The organism is Paenibacillus sp. J45TS6 (genome assembly GCF_018403285.1).
Classification (GTDB): Bacteria; Bacillota; Bacilli; order Paenibacillales; family Paenibacillaceae; genus Paenibacillus.
Window position 1 is genome coordinate 17,878 of the sequence record NZ_BOSJ01000021.1, and the last position, 15,602, is coordinate 33,479.

At 42.6% G+C, this 15,602-nt stretch carries 13 protein-coding genes; 12 read left to right on the top strand and 1 reads right to left on the bottom strand.

Going from position 1 to position 15,602, the window contains the following annotated elements:
* Nucleotides 1-145: 145 nt before the first annotated feature.
* From ispE to KJS58_RS21525, 5 genes are all read left to right on the top strand, one after another.
* Nucleotides 146-1,000: a 4-(cytidine 5'-diphospho)-2-C-methyl-D-erythritol kinase gene (ispE, locus tag KJS58_RS21505; RefSeq protein WP_213535542.1), complete on the top strand. Its 855-nt coding sequence runs from the start codon at nucleotides 146-148 to the stop codon at nucleotides 998-1,000.
* Nucleotides 1,001-1,116: 116 nt separating this feature from the next.
* Entirely contained in the window at nucleotides 1,117-1,950 is an 834-nt protein-coding gene (purR, locus tag KJS58_RS21510) for a pur operon repressor (protein ID WP_213535543.1), read from the top strand.
* 172 nt (nucleotides 1,951-2,122) lie between these two features.
* Complete coding sequence (gene spoVG / locus KJS58_RS21515; RefSeq protein ID WP_047914164.1) at nucleotides 2,123-2,407, top strand: septation regulator SpoVG; 285 nt, start codon at nucleotides 2,123-2,125, stop codon at nucleotides 2,405-2,407.
* Between the two features lie 232 nt (nucleotides 2,408-2,639).
* Nucleotides 2,640-4,037 (top strand): bifunctional UDP-N-acetylglucosamine diphosphorylase/glucosamine-1-phosphate N-acetyltransferase GlmU, encoded by a 1,398-nt coding sequence (gene glmU / locus KJS58_RS21520; RefSeq protein WP_283771320.1) that lies wholly within the window; start codon nucleotides 2,640-2,642, stop codon nucleotides 4,035-4,037.
* An 88-nt stretch (nucleotides 4,038-4,125) separates the two neighbouring features.
* Nucleotides 4,126-5,079 (top strand): ribose-phosphate diphosphokinase, encoded by a 954-nt coding sequence (locus KJS58_RS21525; protein ID WP_160036678.1) that lies wholly within the window; start codon nucleotides 4,126-4,128, stop codon nucleotides 5,077-5,079.
* A 79-nt stretch (nucleotides 5,080-5,158) separates the two neighbouring features.
* Here KJS58_RS21525 and KJS58_RS21530 read toward each other — a convergent pair whose 3' ends face one another.
* Nucleotides 5,159-5,359 (bottom strand): hypothetical protein, encoded by a 201-nt coding sequence (locus KJS58_RS21530; protein WP_160036677.1) that lies wholly within the window; start codon nucleotides 5,357-5,359, stop codon nucleotides 5,159-5,161.
* A gap of 161 nt (nucleotides 5,360-5,520) precedes the next feature.
* Between KJS58_RS21530 and pth the strand changes: the two genes are divergently transcribed.
* The 7 genes from pth (at nucleotide 5,521) to yabN (ending at nucleotide 15,525) form a co-directional block, all read left to right on the top strand.
* Nucleotides 5,521-6,081 carry an aminoacyl-tRNA hydrolase gene (pth, locus tag KJS58_RS21535; protein WP_213535545.1) on the top strand — a complete coding sequence of 187 codons (561 nt, stop codon included), beginning with the start codon at nucleotides 5,521-5,523 and terminating at the stop codon, nucleotides 6,079-6,081.
* Between the two features lie 85 nt (nucleotides 6,082-6,166).
* On the top strand, nucleotides 6,167-6,397 hold the full coding sequence (locus KJS58_RS21540; protein WP_160036675.1) for an anti-sigma-F factor Fin: 231 nt from the start codon (nucleotides 6,167-6,169) through the stop codon (nucleotides 6,395-6,397).
* Between the two features lie 258 nt (nucleotides 6,398-6,655).
* On the top strand, nucleotides 6,656-10,180 hold the full coding sequence (gene mfd / locus KJS58_RS21545) for a transcription-repair coupling factor (protein WP_213535546.1): 3,525 nt from the start codon (nucleotides 6,656-6,658) through the stop codon (nucleotides 10,178-10,180).
* Nucleotides 10,167-11,318 carry a peptidylprolyl isomerase gene (locus tag KJS58_RS21550; protein ID WP_213535547.1) on the top strand — a complete coding sequence of 384 codons (1,152 nt, stop codon included), beginning with the start codon at nucleotides 10,167-10,169 and terminating at the stop codon, nucleotides 11,316-11,318. The genes mfd and KJS58_RS21550 overlap by 14 nt, the downstream gene beginning before the upstream one ends.
* Nucleotides 11,319-11,594: 276 nt before the next feature.
* The gene (spoVT, locus tag KJS58_RS21555) at nucleotides 11,595-12,137 is read left to right on the top strand and encodes a stage V sporulation protein T (RefSeq protein WP_213535548.1); all 543 of its coding nucleotides are present in this window, start codon (nucleotides 11,595-11,597) and stop codon (nucleotides 12,135-12,137) included.
* 124 nt (nucleotides 12,138-12,261) lie between these two features.
* Nucleotides 12,262-13,926, top strand: a complete 1,665-nt coding sequence (locus tag KJS58_RS21560; RefSeq protein ID WP_213535550.1) for a putative polysaccharide biosynthesis protein — start codon at nucleotides 12,262-12,264, stop codon at nucleotides 13,924-13,926.
* A 99-nt stretch (nucleotides 13,927-14,025) separates the two neighbouring features.
* Nucleotides 14,026-15,525 carry a bifunctional methyltransferase/pyrophosphohydrolase YabN gene (gene yabN / locus KJS58_RS21565; RefSeq protein WP_213535551.1) on the top strand — a complete coding sequence of 500 codons (1,500 nt, stop codon included), beginning with the start codon at nucleotides 14,026-14,028 and terminating at the stop codon, nucleotides 15,523-15,525.
* The last annotated feature ends 77 nt before the right edge of the window (nucleotides 15,526-15,602 follow it).

A 15,602-nucleotide genomic window follows, 5' to 3' on the forward strand; every position in this document is an offset into this window, starting at 1 on the left:
ATGGGGGTCTTTTCTCTATATTTCTGCCCTATCGTATACTGAGCAGGTATAAGTTGGTCTAAGATCGGCAGAATGACTTGACAGCGTCATTTTGATATAATATGTTAAGTTGTCTTGAGGGAAAAGCTAAGGGTGGGTGAACGCCTTGAAAATTTACGAAAAAGCTCCTGCAAAAATTAATTTGATGCTGGATGTATTACATAAAAGAAACGATGGGTATCATGAAGTTGAGATGATCATGACAATGGTCGATCTTGCTGACCGAATCGAGATGGCAGAAATGCCTCGCGACACCATCATGATTTCAAGCCAGGCGGGATATATCCCCCTTGATGAGAAAAATTTAGCCTTTCAGGCTGCCAGGCTAGTAAAAGAGCGATATAACGTCAAGAAAGGCGTCTATATTCATTTAGATAAAAAAATCCCAGTTGCTGCAGGACTAGCAGGGGGAAGCAGTGATGCTGCTGCAACACTGCGAGGACTAAATAAACTTTGGGGTCTTGGCATTTCTGATGAAGAACTTAGACTTCTAGGTGCAGAGCTTGGGTCTGATGTCCCTTTCTGTATAACAGGAGGAACCGCTCTTGCTACAGGAAGAGGAGAAAAGCTATCGATGATGCCAAATCCTCCTCAATGCTGGGTTATCCTTGCGAAACCGCCTATTAATGTATCGACGGCTGAGGTCTATGGGCGTGTACGAAGTGACCGCATTACACATCATCCTTCGGCCAAAAGAATGGAAGAAGCCATTCGCAATCAGTCCTTTGCAGGGGTTTGCCAGGAACTTGGTAATGTTTTAGAAGATGTTACCCTAAAACTTCATCCTGAAGTAGGTCAATTGAAGGAGGCCATGCTGCGTCTTGGCGCCGATGGTGTATTGATGTCAGGCAGCGGTCCTACTGTATTTGGACTGGTCTCCAAAGAATCAAAAGTACCGAGGATTTACAACGGACTGCGTGGTTTCTGTAAAGAAGTTTATGCAGTAAGATTACTAACCTAGAATAATTTTTCCAAATATAGTGCTATTTTCATTTGTTACATTGTACAAATACGTACAAAAATGATATATTTATTAGCAAATATTCGGATTTGGAAGTAGATCGTGAGGAATCGTCTGTGAAGAAATTGAAACGTAGTGCACGTTTGGTTGAAATGACACAATACTTGCTCTCTAGACCACATACCTTAATTCCGCTTACTACTTTTGCGGAACGATATGGAGCTGCGAAGTCATCCATAAGCGAAGATTTAGCTATCATTAAGGAAGTATTTGAAGAAGAGGGCATGGGAGATTTGCAAACTCTTGCAGGTGCTGCAGGCGGTGTGAAATTCATGCCGAAAATGTCCCAGGAACGGGCTTTCTCTTTTATTAAGCAGCTGTGCGGTAAGTTAGAACAGCCTGATCGGATTTTACCGGGCGGATATCTATACATGTCTGATTTGCTGGGACAACCGTCTATTGTCAATGAAATTGGTAAGATTCTTGCCACTGCCTTCTCGGGCCTCGAAATCGATGCAGTTATGACGGTAGAAACAAAGGGAATCCCTTTGGCTTATGCGGTAGGCTCTCAGTTGAATCTTCCTGTTGTTCTTGTTAGACGAGACCATCAGGTGACTGAAGGCTCAGCTGTAAGCATTAACTATGTATCAGGTTCTCATAAAAGCCTTCATACGATGTCTCTTTCAAGAAGAGCACTGCCTGAAAAATCCCGTGTGCTTATTGTAGATGACTTTATGAAAGCAGGAGGAACGGTCCAGGGGATGATTGATCTCCTAGGGGAGTTTAATGCTGAAGTCGCAGGTGTGGGTGTATTGGTTGAATCGGGAACGGTGGATTCAGAGGAACGTCTGCTCCATGATTATATTTCCCTAGCAACATTGACGGCTGTTGATGCGAAAACGAAGCAGATTACAGTGAAGCCTGGAAATTACTTCGATTCCCTTCTATAATTTGCTGTTTTTTGGTGAGTTTACACTATTTTTGTCGAAAATGTACTAAAACGGCTCATCCACAAAAAAATTCCTAAAATTAGGACATTTTGTAGCAGTAAAAAGAAGGAAATCTTGCATGTTGTGTGGAATTATTACACCAAGTTCCGATGGAAAAAGGTGGTGAACACACATGCAGATTACAGATGTCAGACTCCGCCGCGTTAATTCTGAGGGGAGAATGAAGGCAATAGCTTCGATTACTATTGATAATGAGTTTGTCGTTCATGACATTCGAGTTATTGACGGTAACAATGGAATGTTCGTTGCTATGCCAAGTAAGCGGACTCCAGATGGAGAATTCCGTGACATCGCCCATCCGATTTCTTCAGGGACTCGTGAGAAGATTCAGGCTGCAGTATTGGCCGAATATGAACGCGCCGCAACTGAAGAAGAGGTTATCGAAGAAGGCGCATAATAACATTATTGGGGTTCGAAAGAAAAGAGAGTCATTCTATGGCTCTCTTTTCTTTTTTTCAATAATGAAGTATATTCTTTAATGAGTAAGATTGAGCGAAGTTGCATCCCTTCCTGAAGATAAGGATTAGGGTATAATTGTTTGCGCCCAATTCACTGTTGAATAGTCCTGAGATCCTTTTTTGGAATTAGAGTGGATAACATTACAATTACAGCGTAGGAGGTCGGGATTGTTGAAAAGAATGGCTATTATTCTTGCCGCAGGGCAAGGAAAACGTATGAAGTCGAAGTTATATAAAGTACTCCATCCTGTATGTGGCAAACCGATGGTTGGTCATGTTTTGGATACGGTAGGACAAGCAGGAGTAACACGCAATATTGTTGTTGTAGGTCATGGTGCTGAAGCAGTAAAATCATATCTTGGTTCAGCAGCTGATTATGTACTACAGGAACAACAGCTCGGTACAGGACATGCAGTTAAGATGGCTAAGGATATGCTTGGCAAAGAAGAAGGAACCACAATTGTAATCTGTGGAGATACTCCTTTGGTAACAAAAGAAACACTAGAAGGCTTGATGGAGCTTCATGAGTCTCGCGGAGCTGCAGCAACAGTGCTGACAGCACATATGGATAATCCAGCTGGCTATGGCCGTGTGATCCGCAGCAATGAAGGATCTGTAACTAAAATCGTAGAACAAAAAGATTGCAGTCCAGAAGAAGATGCTGTACAAGAAATTAATACAGGTACGTATTGTTTCGATAATGCTAAGCTGTTTGCAGCTTTGGATAAAGTAACAAATAATAATGCACAACAAGAATATTACCTTACTGATGTTATTGGTATTTTCCGTGAAGCAGGAGAAACCATTGAAGCATACATGACAAATGATGCTGCAGAATCCATTGGTGTAAATGATCGTGTAGCTCTATCTGAGGCAGAAGGTTTTATGAGACAACGTCTCGTGCGTAAACATATGCTGAACGGAGTAACAATTATCGATCCTTCATCTACGTATATTGGGGCTGATGTTACGATTGGTTCTGATACGGTTCTTTATCCGGGTACCATGCTTAAAGGCAACACGGTAATTGGTGAGGGTTCCGTAATTGGGCCGAATACCGATATTGAAGACAGCACAATCGGCGATAACGTCACCGTTAAACATTCTGTTCTTAGTAAAGCAGAAGTGGGGAACGGTTCTTCCGTAGGTCCATTCGCATATTTACGCCCAGCATCCAAACTTGGTGAAGATGTTAAGATCGGTGATTTTGTAGAGATCAAAAATGCGACCATTGATAATGGCTCAAAAGTATCACATTTGAGTTATATTGGAGATGCTACCGTCGGCAAAAATGTAAATATCGGCTGCGGAGCAATAACTGTGAACTACGATGGTTATAATAAGTCTGTTACAGAAATTGAAGATGACGCTTTTGTAGGAAGTAATGTGAATTTAATTGCACCTGTTAAAGTAGGCAAAGGCGCTTATGTTGTTGCAGGGTCAACGATTACGCACTCTGTATCAGATAATGATCTTGCTATTGCGAGAGTCCGTCAAGAAAATAAGCCGGGATACGCAGATAAGATTCGTGCCCGTGCCAAAGCTAAGAAAAACAACAAGAATTCATAATGAAATGCTGTTCTATACGAATAGCGCCGACTTTTATGAGCAGAACTAAAATCGATTCCAATGAACCAGCACGGAGGTTTTTTATTTTATGACTTATTTTGATTCCAAACTAAAAATATTTACTTGTAACTCAAACCCGAAACTCGCACATCAAATTGCCGACTACATCGGTATTCCAATGGGTGAGTCTCATACAACAAGCTTTAGCGATGGTGAGATTCAAGTAAAACTGTCAGAGAGTGTACGTGGCAGCCATGTGTATATCGTACAATCCACTTGCTTGCCAGTTAACGACAACTTGATGGAAATGCTTGTTATGATTGATGCACTGAAGCGTGCTTCTGCTAAAACAATTAACGTAGTTATCCCGTATTATGGATATGCAAGACAAGACCGTAAAGCACGTTCAAGAGATCCAATTACGGCTAAACTCGTAGCAAACTTGATTGAAAAAGCAGGAGCAACACGTGTTATTGCTATGGACTTGCATGCAATGCAGATTCAAGGATTTTTTGATATCCCTGTAGATCATATGCTTGCAGTTCCAATTATTGCACAATATTTCCGCTCGAAGCAGATTGAGAATCCGGTTGTTGTATCTCCGGACCATGGCGGCGTTGTACGCGCAAGAAAATTGGCTGACTTCCTGAATGCGCCACTTGCTATTATTGACAAGCGCAGACCTGAACCGAATGTAAGTGAAGTTATGAATATCATCGGTAACATTGAAGGTAAAACAGCAATTCTGATTGATGATATTATCGATACAGCAGGTACGATCGTTCTTGGTGCGAATGCATTGATGGAAGGCGGAGCGAAAGAAGTATACGCTTGCTGTACCCATCCCGTTCTTTCCGGTCCTGCAATGGAACGATTGGAGAACTCACCGCTTAAGGAAGTCGTAGTGACGGATACCATTCCGATTACTCATCCAAATCCAACAAATAAGCTGAATGTGCTTTCTGTAGCACCGCTACTGGGCGAAGCTATTATCCGGGTTCATGAGGAATTGTCGATTAGTAAATTGTTCGAAATTGAATAGTTCTGCATAGTTAACATGAAAGAGGGGTTACACTGTCTTGGATAAGACAATGTAACCCCTGTCGGCGTATGAACTGATTTTAGTACCCTGGCCTTGAAATAAAATAGTGGCAGGCACGGTTAAATAAAACACTGCCAACTTCCACAAAATGTTCATCGTAATGAGTGATGTAACCAATATCAATGTGTCTGTCTCGGTCATACACTTGTACCGGTATGGCCTGTTCCATATGGTGCTGAAACTGGGACAGCTGCGTTAAACGTTCTATATCATGGCGCATAACCGGGTCACCCTTTCATCGGTTGCTATTACTCGCTTCCTGCCGTATACAATTGTTTTTATTGTAAAGTGAAAAAGAGCGTAAGTCCACATCAGCGGATCTAGCGATGTCTTTTTTGATATTTTGTTCGTTACTCATCTAAAAGGAGGGAGGAGCATATTATGAAATGGATTGTAGGACTTGGAAATCCAGGTTCTGAATATGCTAAGACAAGACATAATGTTGGGTTTATGGCGCTGGATGCCTTAGCAGATCGTCATCATATATCTATTAATCAGAGCAAGTGTAAGGCGCTTATTGGAGAAGGAATGATCCAAGGAGAAAAAGCAGTTCTGATCAAGCCTATGACCTTTATGAATCTTTCTGGAGAAACGGTCCGAGCTTATATGGATTATTATAAGGTTGCGTTGGAAGATTTAATTGTGGTCTACGATGACATGGATACAGAGGTTGGAAAAATAAGACTTCGATATCAAGGAAGCGCGGGCGGACATAATGGTATTAAATCCATCATTCAGCATACAGGGACTCAGCAGTTCAATCGAATTCGCATGGGTGTCTCAAGACCCGAACCGGGGCATGCAATTGTTGATTACGTCCTTTCCAATTTTCCAAAGAAGGAAAAAGAGGCGCTGACTTCAATGATTGAATCCACTTGTGATGCTTTGGAGTATGCAATGAAGGATACATTTGAGAGAACGATGGCTAAATTCAATGGCTAATTTTCGATTCTACTCTGATAGATGGGCTAAACTAGCAGTCTCCTGGAAAGACTAAAGATATTAATCTTTTTCAGGAGGCATATCTATGCAAATCCATTATGTTTGTCGTCACTGCCGTTCATCTATAGGAAGTATCGAGGCGGATCTTACGACAGAGGTTCGATTAGGTCTTCATTTCTTGACCCCTTCAGAGCGTCAAGATATAATTGCCTATAATTCAAAAGGTGAGCAGATTGTCAGTATTACCTGCAGCTATTGTACGGAAGCAATTATGGACCATCCAGAGCTTAGCCTGATTGCAAGTCCCTTGCAGTAAGCTTTGTTTATAAACATAAGATTCATCGAGCTTTATGGGAAGACTCATTCCATTCCCTCTAGCCTTGGCTGTAAGTGCTGAGGCTTTTTTTTCAGTTACAGAGTAGTAAATAAGCCGTATGTTCTGACTTTACCTATGGTAAGGCCAGAAAAAAAGGATTATGATGAGATAACCAGTACCCAAAAGTTTACAATTACAATGCTGACTATCTTTTATAAATAGCAGATAGATTAGAAAGTGATAAGAGAGGTGCCCCTTTTGCTACAAGCACTTATTGATGCCTATTCCAAAGATTCTGATTTTGAATCGATTGCTTCCGGCGTTACGTCGGGAATGAAGGAGCAGTTGATCTCCGGTTTGACTGGGTCGGCTCGTCAAATCATGATAGCTGCCTTACACAAGCAATTAGATCGACCAATGCTCGTTGTGACACATAATATGTTTGCGGCACAAAAAGTGGCAGATGATTTGCAGGAAGCGCTTTCTGCTGATCAAGTCCTTTTATACCCTGCAAACGAGTTGATTGCTGCTGAGGCAGCCATATCCAGTCCGGAAACCCTTGCACAGCGTATAGATGTACTCCTCAAGTGTGCTAAAGGATTCCGTGGTATCGTAGTTATTCCTTTATCGGGGGCCCGTCGGTATTTACCTTCTCCTGAGATTATTGCAAATGCGGAAATTACATTACAGCAGGGCGGAACGCTTGAGCTGGAGTCCTTCCTTCGAGGTATGGTCGAGCTAGGATATGAACGTGTAGAACGCGTAGAAACACAAGGAGAGATGAGCGTCCGTGGAGGTATCATTGACTTCTTCCCTGTGACTTCTGGGCTTGCTTATCGTGTGGAGTTATTTGACGATGAGATTGATTCGATTCGTACCTTTGATCCGATAGATCAGCGTTCTATAGAAAAGACGAATCAGGTTGTCATTACACCCTGCAAGGAATTAATTGCAAACGAAGCTAAAATGAAGCAAGCCGCAGATCGAGCGGCCATTTTGCTTGAGGAGCAATTAGAAAAGACAACAGATCGGCAAGCGAAACTTCGTCTGCGGGATGAAATCCATCGTGAGATTGAACTGCTGCGTGAGCATGTGTATTTTCCTGAAATATATAAATATGTCACAGAGTTATACCCTGAGAAACAAACCATTTATGACTTTATGCCGCAGGATACGGTCCTGATTTTCGACGAGCCGGCAAGGCTTCTGGAAACGGGAAAACAACTTGAGCGGGATGAGTCCGAGTGGAGTATGCATTTGCTTCAAAATGGGAAAACGTTGCCACAGCTTACTCTTTCTCTTGATCATGAAGAAGTTTTATATAAACGTCCATTCCAGACGTTATTTATTTCTGTTTTCCTAAGACAGGTTCCACATACATTACCTCAGAACATTCTGAACATGGTCAGCCGCAGTATGCAGGACTTCCATGGTCAGATGAATGTGCTTAAAGCGGAAATGGAACGCTGGCAAAAAGCAGGTGTACAGGTTTTTATGCTGGCAAGCAGCGAAGAACGGCTGGATCGGATGCGCCGCGTATTACAGGATTACGATATACATGAACCGACCATGATGATTGGTAGTTTACAGAGTGGTTTCGAGATGCCTTCGATTCATTTAGCAGTGATTACGGAAGGCGAGATGTTCTCCCAAAAACAACGTAAAGTTCGCAAACCTATTCGCAATGTAGATAATGCAGAACGTATTAAGAGTTACAGTGAACTTAAGGTTGGGGATTATGTTGTCCATCAGAACCACGGTATCGGTAAGTATATGGGGATCGGCACATTAGAGGTCGCTGGGATCCATAAGGATTACATGCATATTCTATATGCTGGCGGAGATAAGCTGTCTGTTCCTATTGAACAGATTGACCTCATCCAGAAGTATGTGGGATCAGAAGAGAAAGAGCCGAAAATCTATAAACTTGGCGGCAATGACTGGACACGTGTTAAGAATAAGGTTCGGAGTTCTGTTCAGGATATAGCGGATGATTTGATCAAACTGTATGCAGCTCGTCAATCTTCACCAGGTTATGCTTTTGAAAAAGATACGGCAGAACAGCAGGAATTTGAAGATTTATTCCCTTATGATGAAACACGGGATCAGGAAAGAGCAATTGAAGAAATTAAGAAAGACATGGAACAAAGTCGTCCTATGGATCGATTATTATGCGGGGATGTGGGATACGGCAAAACCGAAGTCGCGATCCGAGCTGCATTCAAAGCAGCAATCGAAGGGAAACAAGTCGCAGTACTTGTTCCTACAACGATTCTTGCACAGCAACATTATGAAACATTCCGTGAGCGTTTTTCTGGATATCCATTTAATGTGAGCGTTCTGAGCCGTTTCCGTACTCGTAAGGAACAGAATGAGACAACGAAGGGAATCAAGGAAGGAACTATTGATATTGTAATTGGTACGCATCGTTTATTATCTCAAGATCTTGTCTTTAAAGATCTGGGGTTGCTGATTGTGGATGAGGAACAACGTTTCGGGGTTACTCATAAAGAAAAACTCAAGAAGCTGAAGACGAATGTGGACGTATTAACACTGACTGCAACACCAATTCCTCGAACCCTTCATATGTCTATGCTGGGTGTACGTGATTTGTCGGTTATCGAAACGCCTCCAGAAAATCGTTTCCCTGTGCAGACCTATGTTGTTGAGCACAGTCAGACCTTAGTTCGGGAAGCGATAGAGCGGGAACTGGCAAGAGGCGGGCAAGTGTACTACCTGTATAACCGTGTTCAGGGAATTCAGGAGATGGCTGCAGAAATTTCAGATCTTGTCCCTGGGGCAAGAGTCGGTGTTGGGCATGGACAGATGACAGAGTCCGAACTTGAGAAGACCATTCTTGATTTTCTGGATGGGGAGTTTGATGTGCTTGTCAGCACCAGTATTATTGAAACTGGGGTTGATATCCCGAACGTGAATACTTTGATCGTACATGATGCCGATAAGATGGGTCTTTCTCAGCTCTATCAGCTGCGCGGACGAGTTGGACGTTCCAACCGAATTGCGTATGCCTATTTTACGTATCAAAGGGATAAAGTGCTGACAGAAGTAGCGGAAAAAAGGCTTCAATCCATCAAGGAGTTTACAGAACTTGGCTCCGGTTTCAAAATTGCAATGCGGGATCTAACGATTCGGGGTGCTGGAAATTTGCTTGGAGCAGAACAGCACGGGTTTATCGCCTCTGTCGGTTTTGATCTCTACTCACAGATGCTCGCAGAAGAAATTAATAAACGTAAAGTAACAATGCTTGGTGAGGAAGCTCCACAAGAGTCCAGCTGGACAACAGCGATTGATCTAGGGATCGATGCTTACTTGCCGTCAGATTATATCTATGATAGCATTCAAAAAATTGAAATTTATAAAAAAGTGGCTGTTCTTGCTTCCTTTGATGATACGATGGAACTGGAAGATGAACTGGTGGATCGTTTTGGTGATTTACCGGAGGCAGTTACGAACTTGCTCACTGTGGCGAGACTTAAAATCTATGGTAAAACCTATGGTATTGAGTCGATCGTACAGCGTGGAGATGACATAACTCTGAAATTCTATGAGGGTCAAGAAAAAGCTGTAAATGGAGCAAAACTTATTCAGATTGGAAATCAGTTTGAAAGACGTGTACAATTTGAACAAGGACAAAGTATGTCTATTCATGTAAAAGGTAAAGGACTCAGCGATTTGGAGCTTCTTCAATTGCTAGAGAAATTCCTTGCAGCCATGAAGGATGCTTTTAAATCAAAGGGGGAACTTCAAGATGTTGCGAAGTAATAAAAAATCCTGGAAGACGATTGCGGTGACAATGGTCGGCGTATTATCGATATCTCTTCTGGCTGCTTGTGGAAATGGCGATGATCAAAATGCGGCAAGCGACGATAATAGTGCGATCATCGTTAAATATGATGGCGGTGAAATTACAGAAAATGAATTTAATACTGAGATGAAAATCATGAAATTTATGAGTCCTCAGTACGCACAGCTCATGGAAATGGATGAGTTCCGTGAATATCTAGTTGAGCAGCAAGTGACTTATGAGTATTTGAGCAATCAAGCTTCTGACGAATCCAAGAAACAAGGAGAAGAAGAAGCAGACAATCAGCTTGCTCAGATGAAAGAACAAGTTGGAGATGAGCAGTGGAAAGCAATGCTCGAAAATTATGATCTTACTGAAGCAGATATCAAAAATTATATGGCTCGTGTTTTGACCATTGTTAAGGATAAATCACCAAAAGTAACGGAAGAAGAATTGAAAGCACAATATGACGCTAGCCCTGAGCAATTTATTACAGCTACCGTTCGTCACGTCCTGATCAGCTTCCAAGATCCTGAAACACAAGAAGAGCGTGCAGAAGGTGAAGCACTGAAAATCGCAAAAGAAGCAAAAGCAAAACTGGATAAAGGAGAAGATTTTGCTGCTGTAGTGAAAGAATACTCCGAGGATCCAGGTTCTGTTGAAAATGGCGGTTTGTATGAAGATACTCCTATTGTATCTTGGGTAGAAGCTTTCAAAGAGGCGGCTAAAACTTTAGAAATCAACAAGATCAGCGATCCTGTCGAAACAGATTATGGATATCACATTATCAAGGTAGAGAAACGTACAGAACCAACCTTTGAAGAATTAACACAAGAACAAAAAGATACACTTGCTAATACCATCGTAAATACACAAATCCAAACCTTCATGGAAAAAGAGCTTGATGGAATTATGAAAGGTGAAATCAAGCTTCCTGCAAATCCTGCAGCTGAAACAGAAGGAACCGATACTGAGGGAACAGGTACCGAAGGTACAGAGACTGAAGGTACAGAAGGAACTGAAACAGGAACTGAAGGTACGGACAAAGGAACAACAGATACCGAAGGAACCGATGCAGGTACTGAAAGTACAGAACCAACAACCGACAGTAAATAATCAGGTCGGACAAGCAGGATAGCATAGAACGTAATCCATTAGACGCGGGTAACCGCGTCTTTTTGGTATAACGAAACCTTCTAGGAAGGTTTTTTCTTTATATACAGACAAATTTTAAGTAGGTTTATTGAACGATATTATAAGGTCCATGTATAAGGAAATGGGAACAGATGAATACTATGGTCTAGATATCACACTAAACTAACTACCTTAATCCCTCCGTTATAAAAGGACAGTAGTTGAAAAATCTTCTCGAGAAAGTGGGGCAACATGTAAATGAAAGCTACTGGTATCGTCCGCCGTATTGATGACCTCGGTCGTGTCGTAATTCCCAAAGAAATTCGTCGTACTTTACGCATTCGTGAAGGTGATCCACTTGAAATTTTTGTGGATCGGGATGGCGAGGTTATTCTGAAAAAGTATTCACCTATTGGTGAATTGGGTGATTTTGCAAAGGAATATGCGGAATCCTTGTTTGAAAGTACAGGACATGTAACGCTCATCACTGACCGTGATACGATTATTACGGTAGCTGGCGGATCTAAAAAAGAATACCTGGAGAAGCAAATCGGAAATTTGGTTGAGCACTCCATGGATAACCGTAAAACTTTGCTTGAGAACAGCAGTGGATCTTATGAAATAGCTAAAGATCATAATGAAACTTTATCATCCTTTGTTGTAGCACCGATTATATCTGGAGGAGATCCTATCGGTGCCGTGATATTGTACAGCAAAGATGAATCAACAAAAATGTCTCAACTTGAAGTGAAAATGTCTGAAACCGCAGCTGCATTCCTTGGCAAGCAAATGGAGCAGTAAAGAACAATAAACTCCCGCCTGTAAGAGGGCAGGAGTTTTTTGCTTTTACATAAAGAGGTATAATAGGTTTCGTATTGTAAAGGAACATAGCGTCCTACCCTATAGAAGAAGTAGGTAAGCCTATATGAAATCAATGGAAACCAGTACAAAAATGCTTCAGGGAGCATTTATACTCAGCGTAGCTGCACTATTATCAAAATTGATTGGAACACTGCAGAAGATCCCTCTGCAAAATATAGCGGGTGACAGTGTATTTGGTATTTATAATACGGTTTATCCTCTTTATATGATGTTCATTACACTAGCGACAGCTGGATTCCCTATAGCAGTATCCAAGCTGGTTGCTGAAGCCAACGCTAGGGGTGACCAAACTGAAGGTGAGCGTGTTCTTAAAGTTACTTCTGTGCTCTTAGCGGTACTTGGAGGACTGCTTAGCCTGCTCATGTATCAATTTGCTCCGCAGATTAGCCATTTCATTGATAATGAAGAGGTAGTTCTCTCCATTCGTACTGCTTCCCTGGCATTTTTATTTGTGCCTGTCATGACAGGCCTTAGGGGATACTTTCAGGGCCTGCAGGATATGATGCCTACGGCTGTTTCTCAAATCACAGAGCAGACCGTACGTGTAACCGTCATGCTTGTATTGTTATTTATACTGATTGAACGAGGGGCATCAGCAGAAACGATTGCAGCAGGGGCCATGTTAGGCTCTGCCCTGGGTGGAGCCGCCGCACTGCTCTTCATGTGGTTTTTCTGGTTAAGAAGGGGAAAGAGGAGAGTTGTTCATGCTGAGCAGCTGCGTCTCGAAGAAAATGTGCTTACTAGTGAGAAGGGTCTGAAATCAGATCGAAAGTCTATATCTTCTCTTCTGATTAGTGTGCTCCGTTATGCTATTCCCGTTGCACTTGGTTCGGTTGTCGTCCCATTAATGAATATGGTTGATACTTTCACTGTTCCACGCCTGCTAAAGCAGGAAGGGATGGCTGATATAGAAACGATGAGACTTTTTGGCATCTATAATCGGGGGATTCCGCTTGTACAGTTAGTGACCATGCTAGCTACGACATTGTCGGTGTTATTCATCCCTGCTATTGCTGAAGCGAAGGTGCGAAGTGATCAAAATACAATCCATAGGCAAAGCAGTCTTGCCCTCAAGTGGTTTTGGCTCATTGGTCTGGCTGCTGCTGCGGGTATGGCGGTGCTGGCTGGACCCATCAACCAGATGCTTTATATCACGACCGAAGGAACAAGTACGATGCGTATATTGGCACTCACTGCTGCCGGAAGCGCAGTCAGCGTCATTGCTGCAGCCTTACTTCAAGGGTATGGTGCAGTTAAAGCACCGGCCCTTATTATGCTGACTGCCGCGGGTGTCAAAACACTGCTAAATGAGCTGCTAGTGCCGTATTTAGGTATCAATGGAGCAGCTTGGTCCTCGGCAGCAGGTTATGCGCTGGCCGCTTTGTTAAACGTATTGCTGCTTTCTCGTATACTGAGGCTGCGAGTATCCTTGACTGCTGGCTTATTAAAACCATTCCTCATTATCGCTGCTATGTCGCTGACGGCGGCCGGGGTGGCATGGGGCACCGAGGTTATAATTGGTGCTTTGGGAATGGGTTCAGGCAACCGAATAACTGCGCTTGTGCAAAGCCTACTCGGTATTACTGCTGGCGTAATCATATTCATGATTGGTACAATCCGCACAAAATGGATAACAGCAGAAGAGATCACTATGCTTCCTAAGGGAGAGAAGCTGATGAAGCTGTTTCACAAATTAAGATTAATATAAGCATAAACAATGAGTGCTCTATTTTTGGCTTGATGTAAAAGCATGATATAGTTACAGTTAACAAGGTTTATTTAGAAGCCATTTATTTGGAGGGGTCACATGAGCACAGCAATCACAGTGGTTGGTCTAGGTTCAGGCGGGGAAGATCAACTGACTTTAGGCATTTTGAAAAGGTTACAAAAAGCGAGCAGGATCTATGTTCGGACGCTTGATCATCCGGTATGCAAAGATTTAGAAAATCTTCATTTATCGTTGACTTCGTTCGATAGTATATATGAGGCAAAAAGTTCTTTCCCAGAAGTATATGATAGTATTGCAAACGAGCTTATTCAGCTTGCGAAGCAAGGCACAGTGGGTGAAGAGATCGTGTATGCTGTACCCGGACATCCTATGGTAGCAGAGGCAACGGTAGGACTTCTAAAAGAGCGCTGCGCTGAACAGGGAATTCCTCTCTCTATACTCGGGGGAGAAAGCTTCCTGGATGAGGCATTTATACGACTTGGATTTGATCCTATCGAAGGATTTCAATTACTTGATGCGGGTGTTATTGACCGCGAATTGCTACAGCCTAAGCTACATACGGTCATTGGACAAGTGTATGATGTATTCACTGCATCTGACGTTAAGCTAAGTCTGATGGAGGTGTATCCAGATGACACGAAGATCATTGTTGGACATGCACTCGGTATTGAAGGACAGGAGGTTATTCAGGAAGTCGAGCTATATGAACTGGATCGCGTAGAAGGATACGGCAATTTATCACTTATTTATATACCAAAAAGTGACAATGAGCAGCTCACCAGACGTACGTTTGGCCGTCTTCATGAAATTGTTGAAATTCTGCGAAGCCCGGAAGGATGTCCTTGGGACCGTGAACAGACCCATGCTTCCATCCGCAAGAATCTAATTGAGGAAACGTATGAAGTCCTGGAGACAATTGATGATGATGATCCAGATCATATGAAAGAAGAGCTCGGCGACTTGCTGCTTCAAATTATGCTGCACTCTCAGATGGAAGAAGAGCTGGGTACATTTGATGTCTATGACGTCATTCAAGGTCTGAATGACAAGCTCATTTTTAGACACCCGCATGTTTTCGGAGACAACAAGGCAGAAGATGCTGGAGAAGCGCTAGCCAACTGGGAAGCGATGAAAGCAGAAGAGAAGAAGCTCAAAGGACAAGCAAAAGAGGGAACCTCTATACTTGATGGTGTTCCTAGAGATCTTCCAGCGTTAATGAAAGCTTACAAGCTTCAAAAGAAAGCATCGAAAGTCGGTTTTGACTGGGATCGGGTAGAAGACGTGTTTATTAAGGTTGAGGAAGAGCTTAGCGAGCTAAAAGAGGCAATTAAGTTGAATTATGCTGCAGAAGAGCAGATGCTGGAACTCGGTGATGTTTTATTCGCTACTGCTAACATCTCGAGGTTTATTGGAGTCGATCCAGAGGAAGCGCTAGCTGCTACAAACCGTAAATTTACCCGTAGATTTAAGTACATCGAGTCTCGTCTTGCCGAGCAAGGAAAGACCATCGAAGACAGCACGCTTGAAGAGATGGAAGCATGCTGGCAAGAAGCAAAGCAGGAACTGAAAGATTACTAACGCTCGAAATCGGATTGAAAGTCATAAATAGCGGGTATTTGAATAATACGAGAACTACTGCCATGAATTAAGCTGGG

Coding starts and splice junctions, on each gene's coding strand:
- spoVT (WP_213535548.1), top strand. CDS start 11,595: ATGAAAGCTACTGGTATCGTCCGCCGTATTGATGACCTCGGTCGTGTC.
- spoVG (WP_047914164.1), top strand. CDS start 2,123: ATGCAGATTACAGATGTCAGACTCCGCCGCGTTAATTCTGAGGGGAGA.
- KJS58_RS21560 (WP_213535550.1), top strand. CDS start 12,262: ATGAAATCAATGGAAACCAGTACAAAAATGCTTCAGGGAGCATTTATA.
- KJS58_RS21550 (WP_213535547.1), top strand. CDS start 10,167: ATGTTGCGAAGTAATAAAAAATCCTGGAAGACGATTGCGGTGACAATG.
- KJS58_RS21530 (WP_160036677.1), bottom strand. CDS start 5,359: ATGCGCCATGATATAGAACGTTTAACGCAGCTGTCCCAGTTTCAGCAC.
- KJS58_RS21540 (WP_160036675.1), top strand. CDS start 6,167: ATGCAAATCCATTATGTTTGTCGTCACTGCCGTTCATCTATAGGAAGT.
- pth (WP_213535545.1), top strand. CDS start 5,521: ATGAAATGGATTGTAGGACTTGGAAATCCAGGTTCTGAATATGCTAAG.
- KJS58_RS21525 (WP_160036678.1), top strand. CDS start 4,126: ATGACTTATTTTGATTCCAAACTAAAAATATTTACTTGTAACTCAAAC.
- yabN (WP_213535551.1), top strand. CDS start 14,026: ATGAGCACAGCAATCACAGTGGTTGGTCTAGGTTCAGGCGGGGAAGAT.